Origin of the sequence: Parasphingomonas puruogangriensis, from assembly GCF_036663635.1 — a bacterium.
Lineage (GTDB): Bacteria > Pseudomonadota > Alphaproteobacteria > Sphingomonadales > Sphingomonadaceae > Sphingomonas.
In genome coordinates, this window is sequence record NZ_JAXOJI010000001.1 from 885,367 (window position 1) to 899,489 (window position 14,123).

Genomic DNA, 14,123 nt, shown 5'->3' on the forward strand with positions numbered 1-14,123 from the left:
TTATCCCTGAGGCGATTCTTCTTCCTAGGGGGTTGTCCCTGCGCAGATCCTGGTCTGTCGTACATGATCCCCACCTGATGCTTTTGGCGTCAGAGGATATTCAGGCAAACGGCCATGGTGGTCCCGCCACCCCATCTGGCCCCCGCGCATGATCGACAAGCAGACGCTCCGTGCCCAGATGCGCGCCGCGCGGCTCGCCTTCGTGGAAGGCTATGGCGATCGGCTGACCCCGCCCCCTTCCGAAGACACCTTGGCGACAAGAGCGCAACCATCCCCCCATCGTCACCCCGGACTTGTTCCGGGGTCCACCGCGCCGCAAAATCTACGGTCCGCGGATGTGCGGGCCGGTGGACCCCGGAACGAGTCCGGGGTGACGCCAGGTGTCGCGACGCGTCCCACCATCCACGTCCCCCAGGCGTTCCTGGACAGGCTCGAGCATGGCCTTACCGTCGCCTCCTACGTGCCGATGGGCGGCGAAGCCGACCCCGCGCCGCTCGCCCGCGCCGCGGTCGAGGCCAGTTGCGAGATCGTCCTCCCCCATGTCGTCGATCGCGCCACGCCGCTCCGCTTCCTCGCTTGGGATACCGAGGCGGCGCTGGTCGCCGGCCCGTTCGGCCTGCACCAGCCCGCGCACAGCGCCGCCGAGCGCCAGCCCGACATCATCCTCACCCCGCTGGTCGCGTTCGATGCCACGCTCAACCGCCTGGGCCAGGGCGCCGGCCATTACGACCGCGCCTTCGTCACCTTCCCCAAGGCGTGGCGCGTCGGCATCGCCTGGAGCATCCAGCAGGTCGACTCGCTTCCGGCGGACCCGTGGGATGTCCCGCTCCACGCCATCGCCACCGAAACCGACTGGATCACGCCATGACACCCTCCTGGCGCAAACCCGCTGGCATGTTGTTCATCCTGCTGCTGCTGGCGGTCTGGGTGGTCGGGGTCGCCAGCCTGTCGAATGTGGTCGGCGGCTGGCACTGGCTGCTGCAACTGGTGTTCTACGTCTTCACTGGCGTGATCTGGCTGTGGGTACTGCCGATGCGCCGCCTGCTGCAGTGGATGGAGACCGGCACATGGCGGGCGCCTACTCAGTAAACCTCGTCATCCTGAACTCGTTTCAGGATCCATGCGCGGCCAGTAGCCCAAACGGACACGGTCTATGAGGCGAATGACCGCGCCTGGATGCTGAAACAAGTTCAGCATGACGACAAGTATTTGGGGGTCCGACACCCTCCCAAAACAGGGAGTGGCGCGAGTGACGGGGCTCGAACCCGCGACCTCCGGCGTGACAGGCCGGCGCTCTAACCAACTGAGCTACACCCGCTTGTAAAGCGTGGAGGCGGCTCACTATGCGCGGGGCCGCACCCTGTCAACGGCCTTCTTTCGACAAATCAACTTCCGGTGTCAGAACGCACGTCGACGGTCGGGTCGCGACGCTTGCGCTGGGTGAGCGTGCCATGCTCGAACAGGAAGCCGGCAATGTCCGGCTTGCCCGCCGCGCCGATCACGGTCTGCAGGATGATCAGCAACGGCACGGCCAGCAGCGCGCCCGTCGTGCCCCACACCCAGCCCCAGAAGCTGATCGAAATGAGAATCATGATCGGGTTGATGGTCAGCCGATGCCCGACGATCAGCGGCGTCACCACATTGGCCTCGACCAAGTGGAGGCCGTACATGATCGCCGGCGGCGCCAGCGCCACCCACACGTCGGAAAAGGTCATCAACCCGCCGATCGCCAGCAGCAACGCCGCCACGACGGGCCCGAAATACGGCACATAGTTGAGCAAGGCGACGATGCCGCCCCACATGAGCGGGAACGGCATGCCCAGCGCATAGAGCGCTCCGGCGATGCACAGCCCGAGCACGATGTTGATCGCGGTGATCGTGCCGAGATACGACGACACGTCGTCGACCACGTCCTGGATCACCCGCGCGGTCGCCATGGCCCCGCCGAAGCTCTGCCGACTGGTGATCGTCCGCTTCCGCATCCGGGTCCAACCCGACAAAAAGAAAAATGCCGTCAGGATGCCGAAGAAGATCTGGATGATCACCCCCGGCGCCGAGGTCGCGGCCAGTTCCAGGATCGAGCTCGGCGGCGCGACGCCCGCAGTGGGCGCCTGGCGGATCGGCGTGGTGGCGATCTGCCGCAGCGTGCGATTGGCGTATTTTTCCAGGCTCGAATACAGATCGAGCAACGGGGCAAGATTGGTCTGGATACGATCGATGCGCGTCGGCAGCAGGCGGAAGAATTCCGTCGCCGGCACGACGATCGCGGCCAATGCGATGTTCGCGACGATGAGGAACAGCAACACGCAGAACAACGCCGCCAGCGCGGACGGTACCCGGCGCCGCTCGAGCCATTCGAGCAACGGGATCAGCGCCACCGCGATCACCAAAGCGGTGGTCGTCGGCAGGAAGAATTCCGCTCCGGCCTTCAGGGCGAAGGGGGTGGCCAAGGCAAGCCCCACGCCAGCGGTCAGCGTCAGCGCCGCCAGCAATCGATCGCGGCGCAGCGCGATCCGCGCCAGATCCTCGCGCTCCTCGCCCGTCTCCAGCGGCAGCCCTAAGGCGCCCATCTGCTCGACCGGGGCCGGCTCCGACGGCGCGGACGCCGGCACTACAGTCTCGTCGCTTGTCGCCATCCCGCTTCGTCCTCACGCCTACCCCGCCCGACCCTAGCGGCATTCCCAGCGCTTGTAATCCCGGCTAGCAAGGCGCCATGCGCGATCAGATTCTCGTCATCGACGAAGGCACTACCTCGACCCGGGCGATGCTGTTCGCCCCCGACGGCAGCTGCCGTCACACCGCGCAGCAGGAACTGACGCAACATTATCCCGAGCCGGGCCGGGTCGAGCATGATGCGGCGGAAATCTGGCACCGAACCCTGGCGGTGGCGCGGCAAGTGGTGGAAAAGGCCGGCGGTGCGGACCGCATTGCCGCGATCGGCATCACCAACCAGCGCGAGACGATCGTGTTCTGGAGCCGCCGCACCGGCGAGCCGCTGGCCCCCGCCATCGTCTGGCAGGACCGCCGCACCGCGACCACGTGCCGCGAGCTCAAGGAGCAAGGCTACGAGCCCGCGGTACAAACCAAGACTGGCCTGTTGCTCGATCCCTATTTCTCCGGCTCCAAGATCGGCTGGGCGATGGCGCATTGGCCGCAGCTCAAGGAGGCCGGCGACGACCTCGCCATCGGCACGATCGATTCGTGGTTGATCTGGAAATTGACGGCCACTGAAGACCGGGGCGGTCTGCACGTGACCGACGCGACCAACGCCAGCCGCACCGCGTTGATGGCGATTGGCAGCGGCCATTGGGACGACGGGCTGATCGAACTGTTCGGCGCCCCGCGCAAGGCGCTGCCCGAGATCGTCGATTGCGCCGGCCAGTTCGGCGAGACCACGCTGTTCGGCGCGCCCATCCCGATTTGCGGCATCGCCGGCGACCAACAGGCCGCCACGATCGGCCAGTCGTGCCTCAAGATCGGCGAGACCAAGGCGACGTTCGGCACTGGCGCATTCGTCCTGACCCAGGCCGGCCCCACGCCCCCCACCTCGCGCCACCGCCTGCTCTCGACCATCGCCTGGCAGCTCGACGGCCGCCGCGCTTATGCGCTCGAAGGGTCGGTGTTCGTCGCCGGCAGCCTGATCAAATGGCTGCGCGACACGCTGGGCCTGATCGGCACCGCCAGCGAGACCGAGCACCTTGCCCGCAGCGTCCCCGACAATGGCGGCACCTATCTTGTCCCCGCACTCTCCGGTCTCGGCGCCCCATGGTGGGAACCGGAAGCGCGCGGCAGTATCTCCGGGCTCAGTTTTTCGACCAGCAAGGCGCATATCGTGCGCGCTGCGCTCGAATCCATGGCGCACCAGGCGCACGACCTGAAGGCCGCGTTCGCCGCCGACGGGATCGACTGGAACTGCGTGCGTATCGACGGCGGCATGGTCGCCAACGACTGGATGGCGCAGGACATGGCCGACATGCTCGGCGTCACCGTCGAACGCCCGAAATTTGCCGAAACCACCGCGCTTGGCGCGGCGATGCTCGCCGGCGTCGGCATCGGCCTATTCAAGGACCTCGCCGAAGCCAGCACGATGCGCGGCGCGGTCGAAACGTTCGAACCGCTTATGACGGACGATGACCGGCTCTTCAGGCTGGCCGGTTGGACGAGAGCCGTCGAAACCGTCGTCGCTGCGCGTCCCGCCAGAAAGACAACACCGGGGTGATGCTTATCCCCGCGTTTTAACCGCGAAACGATGTCAAAGGATCTCGTTCGATCCGCCAATAGCAGCCCGCGACTTGGCGGTGCTCAAGGCCCTTAGCCAATACCGCCTCCTGGTCTTATACTGTACCGATGGCTATTTGCTGGCGGCACGCGCCATGATTGCATCGCTAATTTGACGATGTAAAAGCCTTGCTCAAACGGTATGTTGAAAGGCAATCCATGCGCCTGTTCTTGCTGCTGCCTGTTTTCACCTTGACGCTCGCCGGCTGCGGCTCGGGCAAACAGGGCCCAAACGATCTCCGTCGCGACGAAACCTTGCTGCAGGTCAGCGCAACCGGCCGGGCCGAGGCGAAGCCGGACGAAGCGCGCTTTTCGGCCGGCGTCTCCACGATCGGCGCCAGCGCCGCCGCCGCGACCGAGACCAATAATGCCCGCATGAACGCGGTAATCGACGCGCTCACCGGGCTCGGTGTCGCCAAGGACGATATCCAGACCAAGCAATTGACCGTCGGCCGGATCGATTGGGGCAAGAACCGCAACAAGTTCGAGGCCAACAACGTCGTCGAGGTGCGCATCCGCACGGTCGACAAGGCCGGCGCGGCGGTCGCCGCCACCACGCAGGCCGGCGCCAACGTTCTGTCCGGCCCCGCTCTGCGCGTCACCGACGATGGCGCGGTCAACGGCGCAGCCTATGCCGCCGCGTTCAAGGCGGCCCGCGCGCGGGCCGACGCAATCGCCGCCGCGGCGAACCTGAAGGTCGTCCGCATTCTCTCGATCCGCGACGGCAGCACGTCCGCTCCGAGCCCAAGCTACGACATGGCCTATGAACGCGCCGCCCCCCAGGCCGCCCCGCCACCGGTCCTCGCCGGTACGGACACCACGATCGCTTCGGTCAGCATCGATGCGGTGCTCGGGCCGCGTTAGGGCGCCATGAGTTAGCATCGGCCATACATCGTCACCCCGGGCTCGACCCGGGGCCCCGCTGCCTTGCCCGGTGCTAACTCACGCCGCCACGTTCTCCCGATCCTCGAACAGCACCTTGAGGTCCTTCTTGAGGATCTTGCCATTGGCGTTGCGCGGCAGCGTCTCGTGCACGAAGCGCACCGCCACCGGCGTCTTGAACACCGCCAGCCGCGTCCGCACCCACGCCTGCAGCTCCGCCTCGCTCGCCGTCATGCCCGGCGCCAGATGCACCACCGCCGCCGGTTCCTCGCCCAGGATGCGATGCGGCAGTCCGATCAGCGCGCAATCGGTCACTGCCGGATGCGCGTATAGCACGTTCTCGACTTCGCTCGAATAGATGTTCTCACCGCCGCGGATGATCATGTCCTTGGCGCGATCGACGATATAGACGAAGCCTTCGTCATCCAGCCGCGCCAGATCGCCGGTGCGCACCCAACCGTCGACGAACGTCTCGGCGGTCGCCGCGGGCTTGTTCCAATAGCCCTTCACCACCATCGGCCCACGCGCCCACAATTCGCCGACCTCACCCACCGGCAGCTCGGTCGTGCCATCGTCGTCCATGATCTTGAGATCGGCGACCGCCACCGGCGGCCCGGCGCTGGTCGGGCGGTTGAGATAGTCCTCCGCTGCGTGGCTGGTCACCGTCGCCATCGTCTCGGTCATGCCCCAGCCATTGCCGGGCAGCGCGCCGAACTCCTCATGGATGCGCCGCACCAATTCGGGCGCGGACGGCGCCCCGCCATAGGCGATCGCCTCGATCGAGGAGAGATCGTATTTGTGCCGGTCGGGATGCTCGAGCAACTGCCAGGCGATCGTCGGCACGCCCCCGGTCATATTGACCTTCTCGCGCTCGATCAGCTCCATCGCGCGCACCACATCCCATTTGCGCATGAAGATCGCGGTCGACCCGCTCGCCACCACGCCCATCAGCCCGGCGCTGCACGCCGTGACATGGAATAACGGGATCACCGTCAGCGACGTGCGCGGCACCGGATCGGGGATCGGCTGCCCGCGCCGCAGGAACGATCGCGCCCCAGCATAGCCACCCGACATGATGTTGGTCATCAGGTTGCGATGCGTGCCGAGCGCGCCCTTGGGATTGCCGGTCGTGCCGCTGGTGTAGAAGATCGTCGCATCATCATCGGTATCGATCGCCACCTGCGGAAACGGTACCTCGTCTAGGCGCGCATAATCATGCGGCGTCCCGATCAGGTCCTCCAGCCGCGATGCCCTGCCCTCCAGCGGCGTCGAGGCGCGCGCCACGATGATCCGCTCGACCGCGGGGAGCGCCGGCGCCGCCTCCACGAAGCGCTGATAACGCTCGTCATCGACGAACAGCACGCGCGTCGCCGAATCATCGATGCCATATTCCAGCTCGCCTGCGGTCCACCAGGCGTTGAGCGGCACGACGATCGCCCCGATGCTCGCCGCCGCGAAGAAGATCACCGGCCATTCCGGCAGGTTGCGCATGGCCAGCGCGACCCGGTCGCCCTTGACCACGCCAAGCGCGATCAGCTTGGTCGCCAGCAGCGCCACGGCGCGATAATTGGCCTCGAACGTCACGCGTTCGTCTTCGTAGATGGTGAACAGGTTGGCGCCATGCGCCCGCGCCGCCTGCGCCAGCCAGCCAAGATGGGGCGGGGCATTCTTCCACACGCGCGTGGGCACGCCGCGAATGTCGATCGTTTCCATCTCGAACTTCGCGCCCGGCGCGGTCAGCATCGCCTGGGCATGCGCCAGCGACACCGCCGGCCAGGCCGGATCGAGTGCGATCAGCGGTTGGTTTTCCAAGGCAGCTCTCCCAAGAATCTGAACATCGGGTTTGGCTTATCCGCCATTTGATGCCCGTTTAGTGTTGATTCCCGCTCCACTCAAGGCAATAGGGTTCGGTAAAGTTCGAAACCGGGGTATGGGTCAGACCATGAAGATCGCCAAGCCAGAAGATCATGGCATGGATGCCACGCGCCTCGCCCGCATCGATGCTCTGCTCAAGGAACGCTATATCGACAGCGGCAAGCTGGCGAGCACGCAGGTGCTGGTCGCGCGCGACGGCGAGATCGTGCATTTCGCGAGCCAGGGCTGCGCGCGAGAGGATGGCGCGACGCTCGATGAAAAAGCGCTGTTCCGCATCGCCAGCATGACCAAGCCTATCACCTCGATCGCCTTCATGATCCTGCTCGAGGAAGGCAAGGTCGCGCTCGACACGCCGGTGCATCACGTCATGCCGGAATTTAAAGGCCTGGGGGTCTATGTCGCGGGCGGCGGCTCGGTCCCGTTCCAGACCAAGCCGACCAGCCAGCCGATGCGCATGGTCGATCTGCTGCGCCACACGTCGGGCCTGACCTACGGCTTCCAATACCGCACCAGCGTCGATGCCGCCTACCGCGCGAACAAGCTGGAGAATTGGCACGGCAATTACGATCTTGACGGCTTCGTCGCCGCTTTGGCCAAAATCCCGCTCGAATTCTCCCCCGGCGAGGCGTGGAATTATTCCGTCTCCACCGACGTGCTCGGCGCCGTGGTCCAGCGGCTTTCCGGCATGCCGTTCGACGACTTCCTGCGCACCCGCATTTTCGAACCGCTCGGCATGCACGACACGTTCTTCACCGTGCCCGAAGACAAGATCGACCGCCTCACCGATTGCTATACCTTCGCGCCGGGCAAGGGCCGCGCGATGTACGATCGCGGCGCGGACAGCGCCTGGGGCCGCCCGGTCAAATTCCTCTCCGGCGGCGGGGGGCTCGTCTCGTCCGCGCTCGATTACAACCGCTTCTGCCAGATGTGCCTCAACGGCGGCACGCTAGACGGTGCCCGCATCGTCAGCCGCAAGACGCTTGAACTGATGACTCTCAATCACTTGCCTGGCGATCGCGATCTCACCCAGATGTCGCGCTCCTTGTTCAGCGAAGCGGCGCTTGCCGGCACCGGTTTCGGGCTCGGTTTCGCAGTCAACAAGGATTTGGCGCCGGGGATGGTGCCCGGCTCGGTCGGCGAATATTATTGGGGTGGGATGTTCTCGACCGCCTTCTTCATCGACCCCATAGAGCGGCTGAGCATGGTGTTCATGACGCAGCTGTCGCCCAGCAGCCAGTACCCGATCCGCAGAGAATTGAAGACGTTGATTTATTCGGCCTTAATCTAAACAGTTCCCCGGCGAAGGCCGGGGCCCAGTTGCGAAGGTCGAGGTAACGACACGCAACGCCCGCCATTGACTGTTCCGCGACTGGGCCCCGGCCTTCGCCGGGGAACAAGTAGGAGAGAAAAATGACCAGCCCGATCACCACCGAGCGCCACGACAACGTCCTCGTCATCATTTCCAACAGCCCGCCGGTCAACGCGCTCGGCGCCGCCGTCCGCCAGGGTCTCAAGGCCGGCGTCGAGGAGGGGCTGGCCGACGACAGTATCAAGGCGATGGTCATCCGCTGCGACGGCCGCACCTTTTTCGCCGGCGCCGACATCACCGAATTCGGCAAGCCCCCGGTCGAGCCCGGCCTGCACGACGTGCTCGACATGATAGAGCAATCGACCAAGCCGGTCGTCGCCGCGATCCACGGCACCGCGCTCGGCGGCGGCTGCGAAACCGCGCTCGTCTGCCATTACCGCATCGCTGTCCCTTCCGCCGTGCTCGGCACGCCCGAGGTCAAGCTCGGCCTGCTCCCCGGCGCCGGCGGTACGCAGCGTATCCCGCGTATCGCCGGCGTGCCGCTTGCGCTGGAGATGACCGCCAAGGGTGATCCGATCAGCGCCAAGAAGGCCGTCGAGGCCGGACTGATCGATCGCCTCGCCACCGAAGGCAATCTCGAGGCGGATGCGATCGCCTTCGCCCGTGAGATCGCCAGCGTCACCCCGCTGCCCCGCGCCTCGGAAAAGACCGCCGCACCCGACCCGCAAGCGATCGCCGCCTTCCGCAAGGAAAACGCCAAGCGGTTCCGCGGCTTCGAAGCGCCGGAGGCCAACATCGCCTGCGTGGAGGCCGCCACCCACGGCAGCTTTGCCGACGGCATGAAGTTCGAACGCCAGCAATTCATGAAGCTGATGACCGGCACGCAATCCGCCGCGCAGCGCCATCTGTTCTTCGCCGAGCGTCAGGCGGCCAAGATCGACGGCATCGCGCCGGACATCGCGCTGCGCGAGATCAAGAAGGTCGGGGTGATTGGCGCCGGCACGATGGGCGGCGGGATCAGTATGAACTTCCTCTCCGCCGGCATTCCCGTCACGATTGTCGAAACGCAGCAGGAAGCGCTCGATCGCGGCACCGGCGTGATGCGCAAGAATTACGAAGGCTCCGCCGCCCGCGGCCGCATCAAGCCCGAACAGGTCGAGGCGGCTATGGGCGCGCTGACGCCGACGCTCGATCTCGCCGCGCTCGCCGATTGCGACCTGATCATCGAGGCGATCTACGAAAATATGGACGTCAAGAAGGAGCTATTCGGCAAGCTCGACCAGATCGCCAAGCCCGGCGCGATCCTCGCCTCCAACACCTCCTATCTCAACATCGACGAGATGGCCGCCGTCACCAGCCGCCCCGGCGACGTGATCGGCATGCATTTCTTCTCGCCCGCCAATGTGATGAAGCTGCTGGAAGTCGTGCGCGGCGCACAGACGTCGGACGACGTGCTCGCCACCGTCATGGCGCTGGGCAAGAAGATCAAGAAGGTCGCCGTGGTCTCCGGCGTCTGCCCCGGCTTCATCGGCAACCGCATGCTCTCGCCGCGCCAGCAGGAAGCCAACAAGCTGCTCATGGAAGGCGCGACCCCGGAACAGATCGACCGCGTCCATGTCGAATTCGGCATGCCGATGGGCCCGTTCCAGATGAGCGATCTCGCCGGCGTCGATATCGGCTGGCACCGCGATCCGACCCGCATCGAAAGCATCCGCGACGCACTCGCCGCCGAAGGTCGCTGGGGCCAGAAGAAACAGGCCGGCTTCTACGATTATGACGAGAAGCGTAATCCGACGCCGAGCCCGCGCGTGGCGGAGATCATCGAGGATTTCCGCTCGAAATCGAACCTGCAGAAGCGCGAGATCAGCGACCAGGAGATCATCGAAAAGACGCTCTACACGATGGTCAACGAAGGCGCGCTGATCCTCGACGAGAAGATGGCGCAGCGCGCGTCGGATATCGATGTGGTGTGGATCTACGGCTATGGCTGGCCGGTCTATCGTGGCGGCCCGATGTTCTGGGCCGACACCGAAGGCCTGCCCAAGATCGTCGCGGCGCTGGAGAAACACGGCTTCAAGGTCGCCGATCTGCTCAAGAACAAGGCCGAGAGCGGCGGTAAGTTCAACTGACTCTCCCTCTCCCCTCCGGGGAGAGGGCAAGCGAGGCGAAGCCGAAGCGAGGGAGAGGGGCGGTGCGGCAGCGACACAGCCCATGACTGCCCCTCTCCCCGACCCTCTCCCCAACGGGGAGAGGGAGAAGAAGGAAACCGACATGACCGACACCAACCTCGACCAATTCCGCACCGAAACGCGCGCCTGGCTCGCCGAAAACTGCCCGCCCGAAATGCGCGAACCCGTCCGCTCCGACAAGGACGCCGTGTGGGGCGGCCGCGACCAATCCAACCTCACCCCCGCACAGAAGACTTGGATGGACAAGATGGCCGTCAAGGGCTGGACCGTCCCCGACTGGCCCAAGGCCTATGGCGGCGGTGGCCTCAGCCCAGCCGAAACCAAGATCCTGCGCGAGGAAATGGCCGCCATCCGCGCGCGCAATCCGCTCAACAGCTTCGGCATCTCGATGCTCGGGCCAGCGCTGCTAAAGTACGGCACCGAAGAGCAGAAGCTCAACCACCTGACCAAGATCGCGCGCGGCGAAATCCGCTGGTGCCAGGGCTATAGCGAACCCAATGCCGGCTCCGATCTCGCTGCGCTCGCCGCCTCCGCGGAGGACAAAGGTGATCACTACCTCGTCAACGGCCAGAAGGTCTGGACCAGCTATGCCGACAAGGCCGACTGGATCTTCTGCCTCGTCCGCACCGACAAGGCCACCAAACAGGGCGGCATCAGCTTCGTGTTGTTCGACATGGCCAGCGAAGGCGTGTCGACCAAGCCGATCCTGCTGATCAGCGGCTATTCGCCGTTCTGCGAGACCTTCATGGATAACGTGAAGGTGCCCAAGGAAAACCTCGTCCACGAAGAGAATAAGGGCTGGGACGTCGCCAAATACCTGTTGGGTCACGAACGCGAGATGATCTCCGGCATGGGTCTGGCCTCGACCGGCGGCAACCCGCTGATCGACGGCGCCATCGCCACTGTCGGCCTCGATCATGACGGCCGCCTCGCCGATCCGCTGCTACGCGCCAGCATCGCGATGTTCGAGGTCCGCTCGAAAGCCTTCGGCATGATGAGCGAGCGCTTCATCGACGAGTTGAAAGCCGGCCGCGCCCACCCCGCCCAGCCCAGCATGATGAAATATTACGGCACCGAGCTCAACAAGAGCCGCTACGAACTGATGATGTCGGCCGGTGGCTCGGACGCGCTCGAATGGGAAAGCGAGGCCTCCTCGGGCGGCAGCACCCCGCGCGCCTGGCTGCGCACCAAGGCCAATTCGATCGAAGGCGGCACCAGCGAAGTCCAGCTCAACATCATCGCCAAGCGCATCCTGGAATTGCCGAGTACGTAAACTTCTCCCTCTCCCCTCCGGGGAGAGGGCAAGCGAGGCGAAGCCGAAGCGAGGGAGAGGGGCAGGGCGGCAGCGACACCACCCGTGACTGCCCCTCTCCCCGGCCCTCTCCCCGCCAGCGGGGAGAGGGAGAAGAAGAAGGAAGAATAAAATGCCCCTCTACCTCAACGACGAACAGCAAATGCTCCGCGACACCGCGCGGGAGTTCATCGCCGAACACGCCCCCGTCAGCCACCTGCGCAAGCTCCGCGACGAGCAAAATCCCGACGGCCTTTCCCGCGACCTGTGGAAAAGCTTCGCCGAGATGGGCTTCACCGGCATGCTGATGAGCGACACAGACGGCGGCCTCGGCCTCGGCCATGTCGAAGCCGGCGTGCTGCTCGAGGAAATCGGCCGTAACCTTTCGCCCTCCCCGTTCCTCACCACCGCCGTCGCCGCAGTCGAGGCGTTGAAGGGCACGCCGCACGCACAGCGCTATTTCCCCGGCATCCTGGCCGGCGAGACGATCGCCGCTCTGGCCATCGACGAAGGGGCCAAGCACCGCGACCATATCGCGCTCAAGGCCGAACGCTCGGGCAACGGCTTCAAGCTCAGCGGCAAGAAGCAGTTCGTCACCCACGGTCATATCGCCGACCTACTGATCGTCGCCGCCCGCACTGCTGGCGGCGCCGATGACGACCAGGGCATCACGTTGTTCGCGGTCGACAAGAACGCTGCCGGCCTCACCGCCGCGGCCGAACGGCTCGCCGATTCCAGCCTCGCCGCCCGGCTGGAGTTCGACGGTGTCGAGCTCGATGCCGATGCCGTGATCGGCGAGATCGACGCCGGTCGCGATCCGCTGCGGCGCCTGCTCAACGCCGGCCGCACCGGCGCTGCGGCCGAATCGCTCGGCGTCGGCGGCGGCGCGATGGACATGACGATCGGCTATCTCAAGGAGCGCAAGCAGTTCGGCGCAACGATCGGCAGCTTCCAGGCGCTGCAGCACCGCGCCGCGCACCTTTACAGTGAAATGGAGGTGGCGCGCGCCGCGGTCATCAAGGCTGCGCAGTTGCTCGACTCAGGCTCGGACAAGGCCGACGACGCCGTATCCGTCGCCAAGGCGATGACCGCGCTCGCCACCACGCTCGCCGTGCAGGAAGGCGTGCAGATGCACGGCGGCATCGGCATGACCGACGAATATGATATCGGCTTCTACATGAAGCGCGCCCGCGTGCTGGCCGAGATGTTCGGCGACGCCAATTTCCACGCCGACAAGCTCGCCAAAGCCGCAGGCTACTGATCCGCTTGTGCTAGAGCGCTTCCCCGGCGCAGACCGGGGTCCAGTCGAGGCGCAGACGTAACCCAGGCCTGCGCTTCTTCACCTCGACCTCCGCGACTGGACCCCGGCTTGTACCGGGGAAGCGCCGTGATCTTGAAAGACCTGCGATGACCGATACCCCCACCCCCGAAGCCCTTGCCGCAGATCTCTGCGATCTTCTCGACGTCGAGGAAATCGACACCGATCTCTATCGCGGCAAGCGCGGCAAGGACGGCTATGGCCGCGTGTTCGGGGGCCAGGTCATCGCGCAAGCGCTGCAAGCCGCGCAGCGCTCCACCGATGCGCCGAAAATCGCGCATTCGCTGCACGCTTACTTCATGCGCCCGGGCAACGAGGATTTTCCCATCCTCTACCGCGTTGTGCGCGATTTCGAGGGCAAGAGCTTCGCCACCCGCCGCGTCATCGCCATGCAAAAAGGCCAGCCGATCCTCAGCATGACCTGCTCGCTGCAAGTACCTGAACAGGGCCTGCACCATCAGGACACGATGCCCGACGTGCCCGGCCCCGACGGCCTCCAGACCGACACCGCGCTGCGCGCCGAGATGGTCGATCGCATCCCCGAACGCTTCCGCCGTACATTCCTCAAAGCCCGCCCGATCGAGATCCGCCCGGTGTCCCCGCGCGCCTGGCTCAACCCGGTGAAGTCCGACCCCAGCCAGCAAACCTGGTTCCGCATCGCCGCGCCGATCGGCGACGATCCCGCGCTGCACCGCGCGATCCTGGCCTACGCTTCGGACATGGCCCTGCTCGGCACCGGCACGCTGCCGCACGGCGTCAATTGGATGACACACAACCTGCAGACTGCCAGCCTCGATCATTCGGTCTGGCTGCACGAGCATTTCCGCGCCGACCAATGGCTGCTCTACGCCTGCGATAGCCCCTGGGCCGGCCACGCCCGCAGCTTCAATCGCGGCCGGATCTACGCGCAAGACGGCCGCCTCGTCGCCAGCGTCGCGCAGGAAGGATTGATGCGGCTGCGCGAATAGCTGTTGCGCTCGC

At 65.5% G+C, this 14,123-nt stretch carries 11 protein-coding genes and 1 tRNA gene; 9 read left to right on the forward strand and 3 right to left on the reverse strand.

What is annotated here, in order from left to right; translation table 11 throughout:
• The first annotated feature begins 370 nt into the window (after positions 1-370).
• Positions 371-868, forward strand: a complete 498-nt coding sequence (locus U1739_RS04440; protein ID WP_332704376.1) for a 5-formyltetrahydrofolate cyclo-ligase — start codon at positions 371-373, stop codon at positions 866-868.
• On the forward strand, positions 865-1,089 hold the full coding sequence (locus U1739_RS04445; protein ID WP_332704378.1) for a DUF2842 domain-containing protein: 225 nt from the start codon (positions 865-867) through the stop codon (positions 1,087-1,089). The genes U1739_RS04440 and U1739_RS04445 overlap by 4 nt, the downstream gene beginning before the upstream one ends.
• Before the next feature lie 152 nt (positions 1,090-1,241).
• On the opposite strand, the gene U1739_RS04450 is transcribed toward U1739_RS04445, so the two are convergent.
• A tRNA-Asp gene (locus U1739_RS04450) sits at positions 1,242-1,318 on the reverse strand.
• Positions 1,319-1,385: 67 nt separating this feature from the next.
• Positions 1,386-2,570, reverse strand: coding sequence for an AI-2E family transporter (locus U1739_RS04455; protein ID WP_332704877.1), 1,185 nt, complete (start codon positions 2,568-2,570; stop codon positions 1,386-1,388).
• Between the two features lie 143 nt (positions 2,571-2,713).
• Between U1739_RS04455 and U1739_RS04460 the strand changes: the two genes are divergently transcribed.
• Together U1739_RS04460 and U1739_RS04465 are read left to right on the forward strand one after the other, a co-directional pair.
• Positions 2,714-4,219, forward strand: a complete 1,506-nt coding sequence (locus U1739_RS04460) for an FGGY family carbohydrate kinase (RefSeq protein ID WP_332704380.1) — start codon at positions 2,714-2,716, stop codon at positions 4,217-4,219.
• Between the two features lie 218 nt (positions 4,220-4,437).
• A complete protein-coding gene (locus U1739_RS04465) occupies positions 4,438-5,142 on the forward strand; it encodes an SIMPL domain-containing protein (RefSeq protein WP_332704382.1) in 705 nt (234 codons plus the stop codon).
• 78 nt (positions 5,143-5,220) lie between these two features.
• On the opposite strand, the gene U1739_RS04470 is transcribed toward U1739_RS04465, so the two are convergent.
• Positions 5,221-6,972, reverse strand: coding sequence for an AMP-binding protein (locus U1739_RS04470; RefSeq protein WP_332704384.1), 1,752 nt, complete (start codon positions 6,970-6,972; stop codon positions 5,221-5,223).
• Positions 6,973-7,102: 130 nt separating this feature from the next.
• On the opposite strand from U1739_RS04470, the gene U1739_RS04475 reads away from it, so the two are divergent.
• From U1739_RS04475 to U1739_RS04495, 5 genes are all read left to right on the forward strand, one after another.
• Entirely contained in the window at positions 7,103-8,323 is a 1,221-nt protein-coding gene (locus U1739_RS04475) for a serine hydrolase domain-containing protein (RefSeq protein WP_332704386.1), read from the forward strand.
• A gap of 122 nt (positions 8,324-8,445) precedes the next feature.
• The gene (locus U1739_RS04480) at positions 8,446-10,473 is read left to right on the forward strand and encodes a 3-hydroxyacyl-CoA dehydrogenase NAD-binding domain-containing protein (protein WP_332704388.1); all 2,028 of its coding nucleotides are present in this window, start codon (positions 8,446-8,448) and stop codon (positions 10,471-10,473) included.
• A 142-nt stretch (positions 10,474-10,615) separates the two neighbouring features.
• Positions 10,616-11,806, forward strand: coding sequence for an acyl-CoA dehydrogenase family protein (locus U1739_RS04485; protein WP_332704390.1), 1,191 nt, complete (start codon positions 10,616-10,618; stop codon positions 11,804-11,806).
• A 151-nt stretch (positions 11,807-11,957) separates the two neighbouring features.
• Entirely contained in the window at positions 11,958-13,085 is a 1,128-nt protein-coding gene (locus U1739_RS04490) for an acyl-CoA dehydrogenase family protein (RefSeq protein WP_332704392.1), read from the forward strand.
• Positions 13,086-13,231: 146 nt separating this feature from the next.
• Entirely contained in the window at positions 13,232-14,110 is an 879-nt protein-coding gene (locus U1739_RS04495) for an acyl-CoA thioesterase (RefSeq protein WP_332704394.1), read from the forward strand.
• Positions 14,111-14,123 lie beyond the last annotated feature (13 nt).

Coding starts and splice junctions, on each gene's coding strand:
- U1739_RS04445 (WP_332704378.1), top strand. CDS start 865: ATGACACCCTCCTGGCGCAAACCCGCTGGCATGTTGTTCATCCTGCTG.
- U1739_RS04455 (WP_332704877.1), bottom strand. CDS start 2,570: ATGGGCGCCTTAGGGCTGCCGCTGGAGACGGGCGAGGAGCGCGAGGAT.
- U1739_RS04460 (WP_332704380.1), top strand. CDS start 2,714: ATGCGCGATCAGATTCTCGTCATCGACGAAGGCACTACCTCGACCCGG.
- U1739_RS04465 (WP_332704382.1), top strand. CDS start 4,438: ATGCGCCTGTTCTTGCTGCTGCCTGTTTTCACCTTGACGCTCGCCGGC.
- U1739_RS04475 (WP_332704386.1), top strand. CDS start 7,103: ATGAAGATCGCCAAGCCAGAAGATCATGGCATGGATGCCACGCGCCTC.
- U1739_RS04480 (WP_332704388.1), top strand. CDS start 8,446: ATGACCAGCCCGATCACCACCGAGCGCCACGACAACGTCCTCGTCATC.
- U1739_RS04485 (WP_332704390.1), top strand. CDS start 10,616: ATGACCGACACCAACCTCGACCAATTCCGCACCGAAACGCGCGCCTGG.
- U1739_RS04490 (WP_332704392.1), top strand. CDS start 11,958: ATGCCCCTCTACCTCAACGACGAACAGCAAATGCTCCGCGACACCGCG.
- U1739_RS04495 (WP_332704394.1), top strand. CDS start 13,232: ATGACCGATACCCCCACCCCCGAAGCCCTTGCCGCAGATCTCTGCGAT.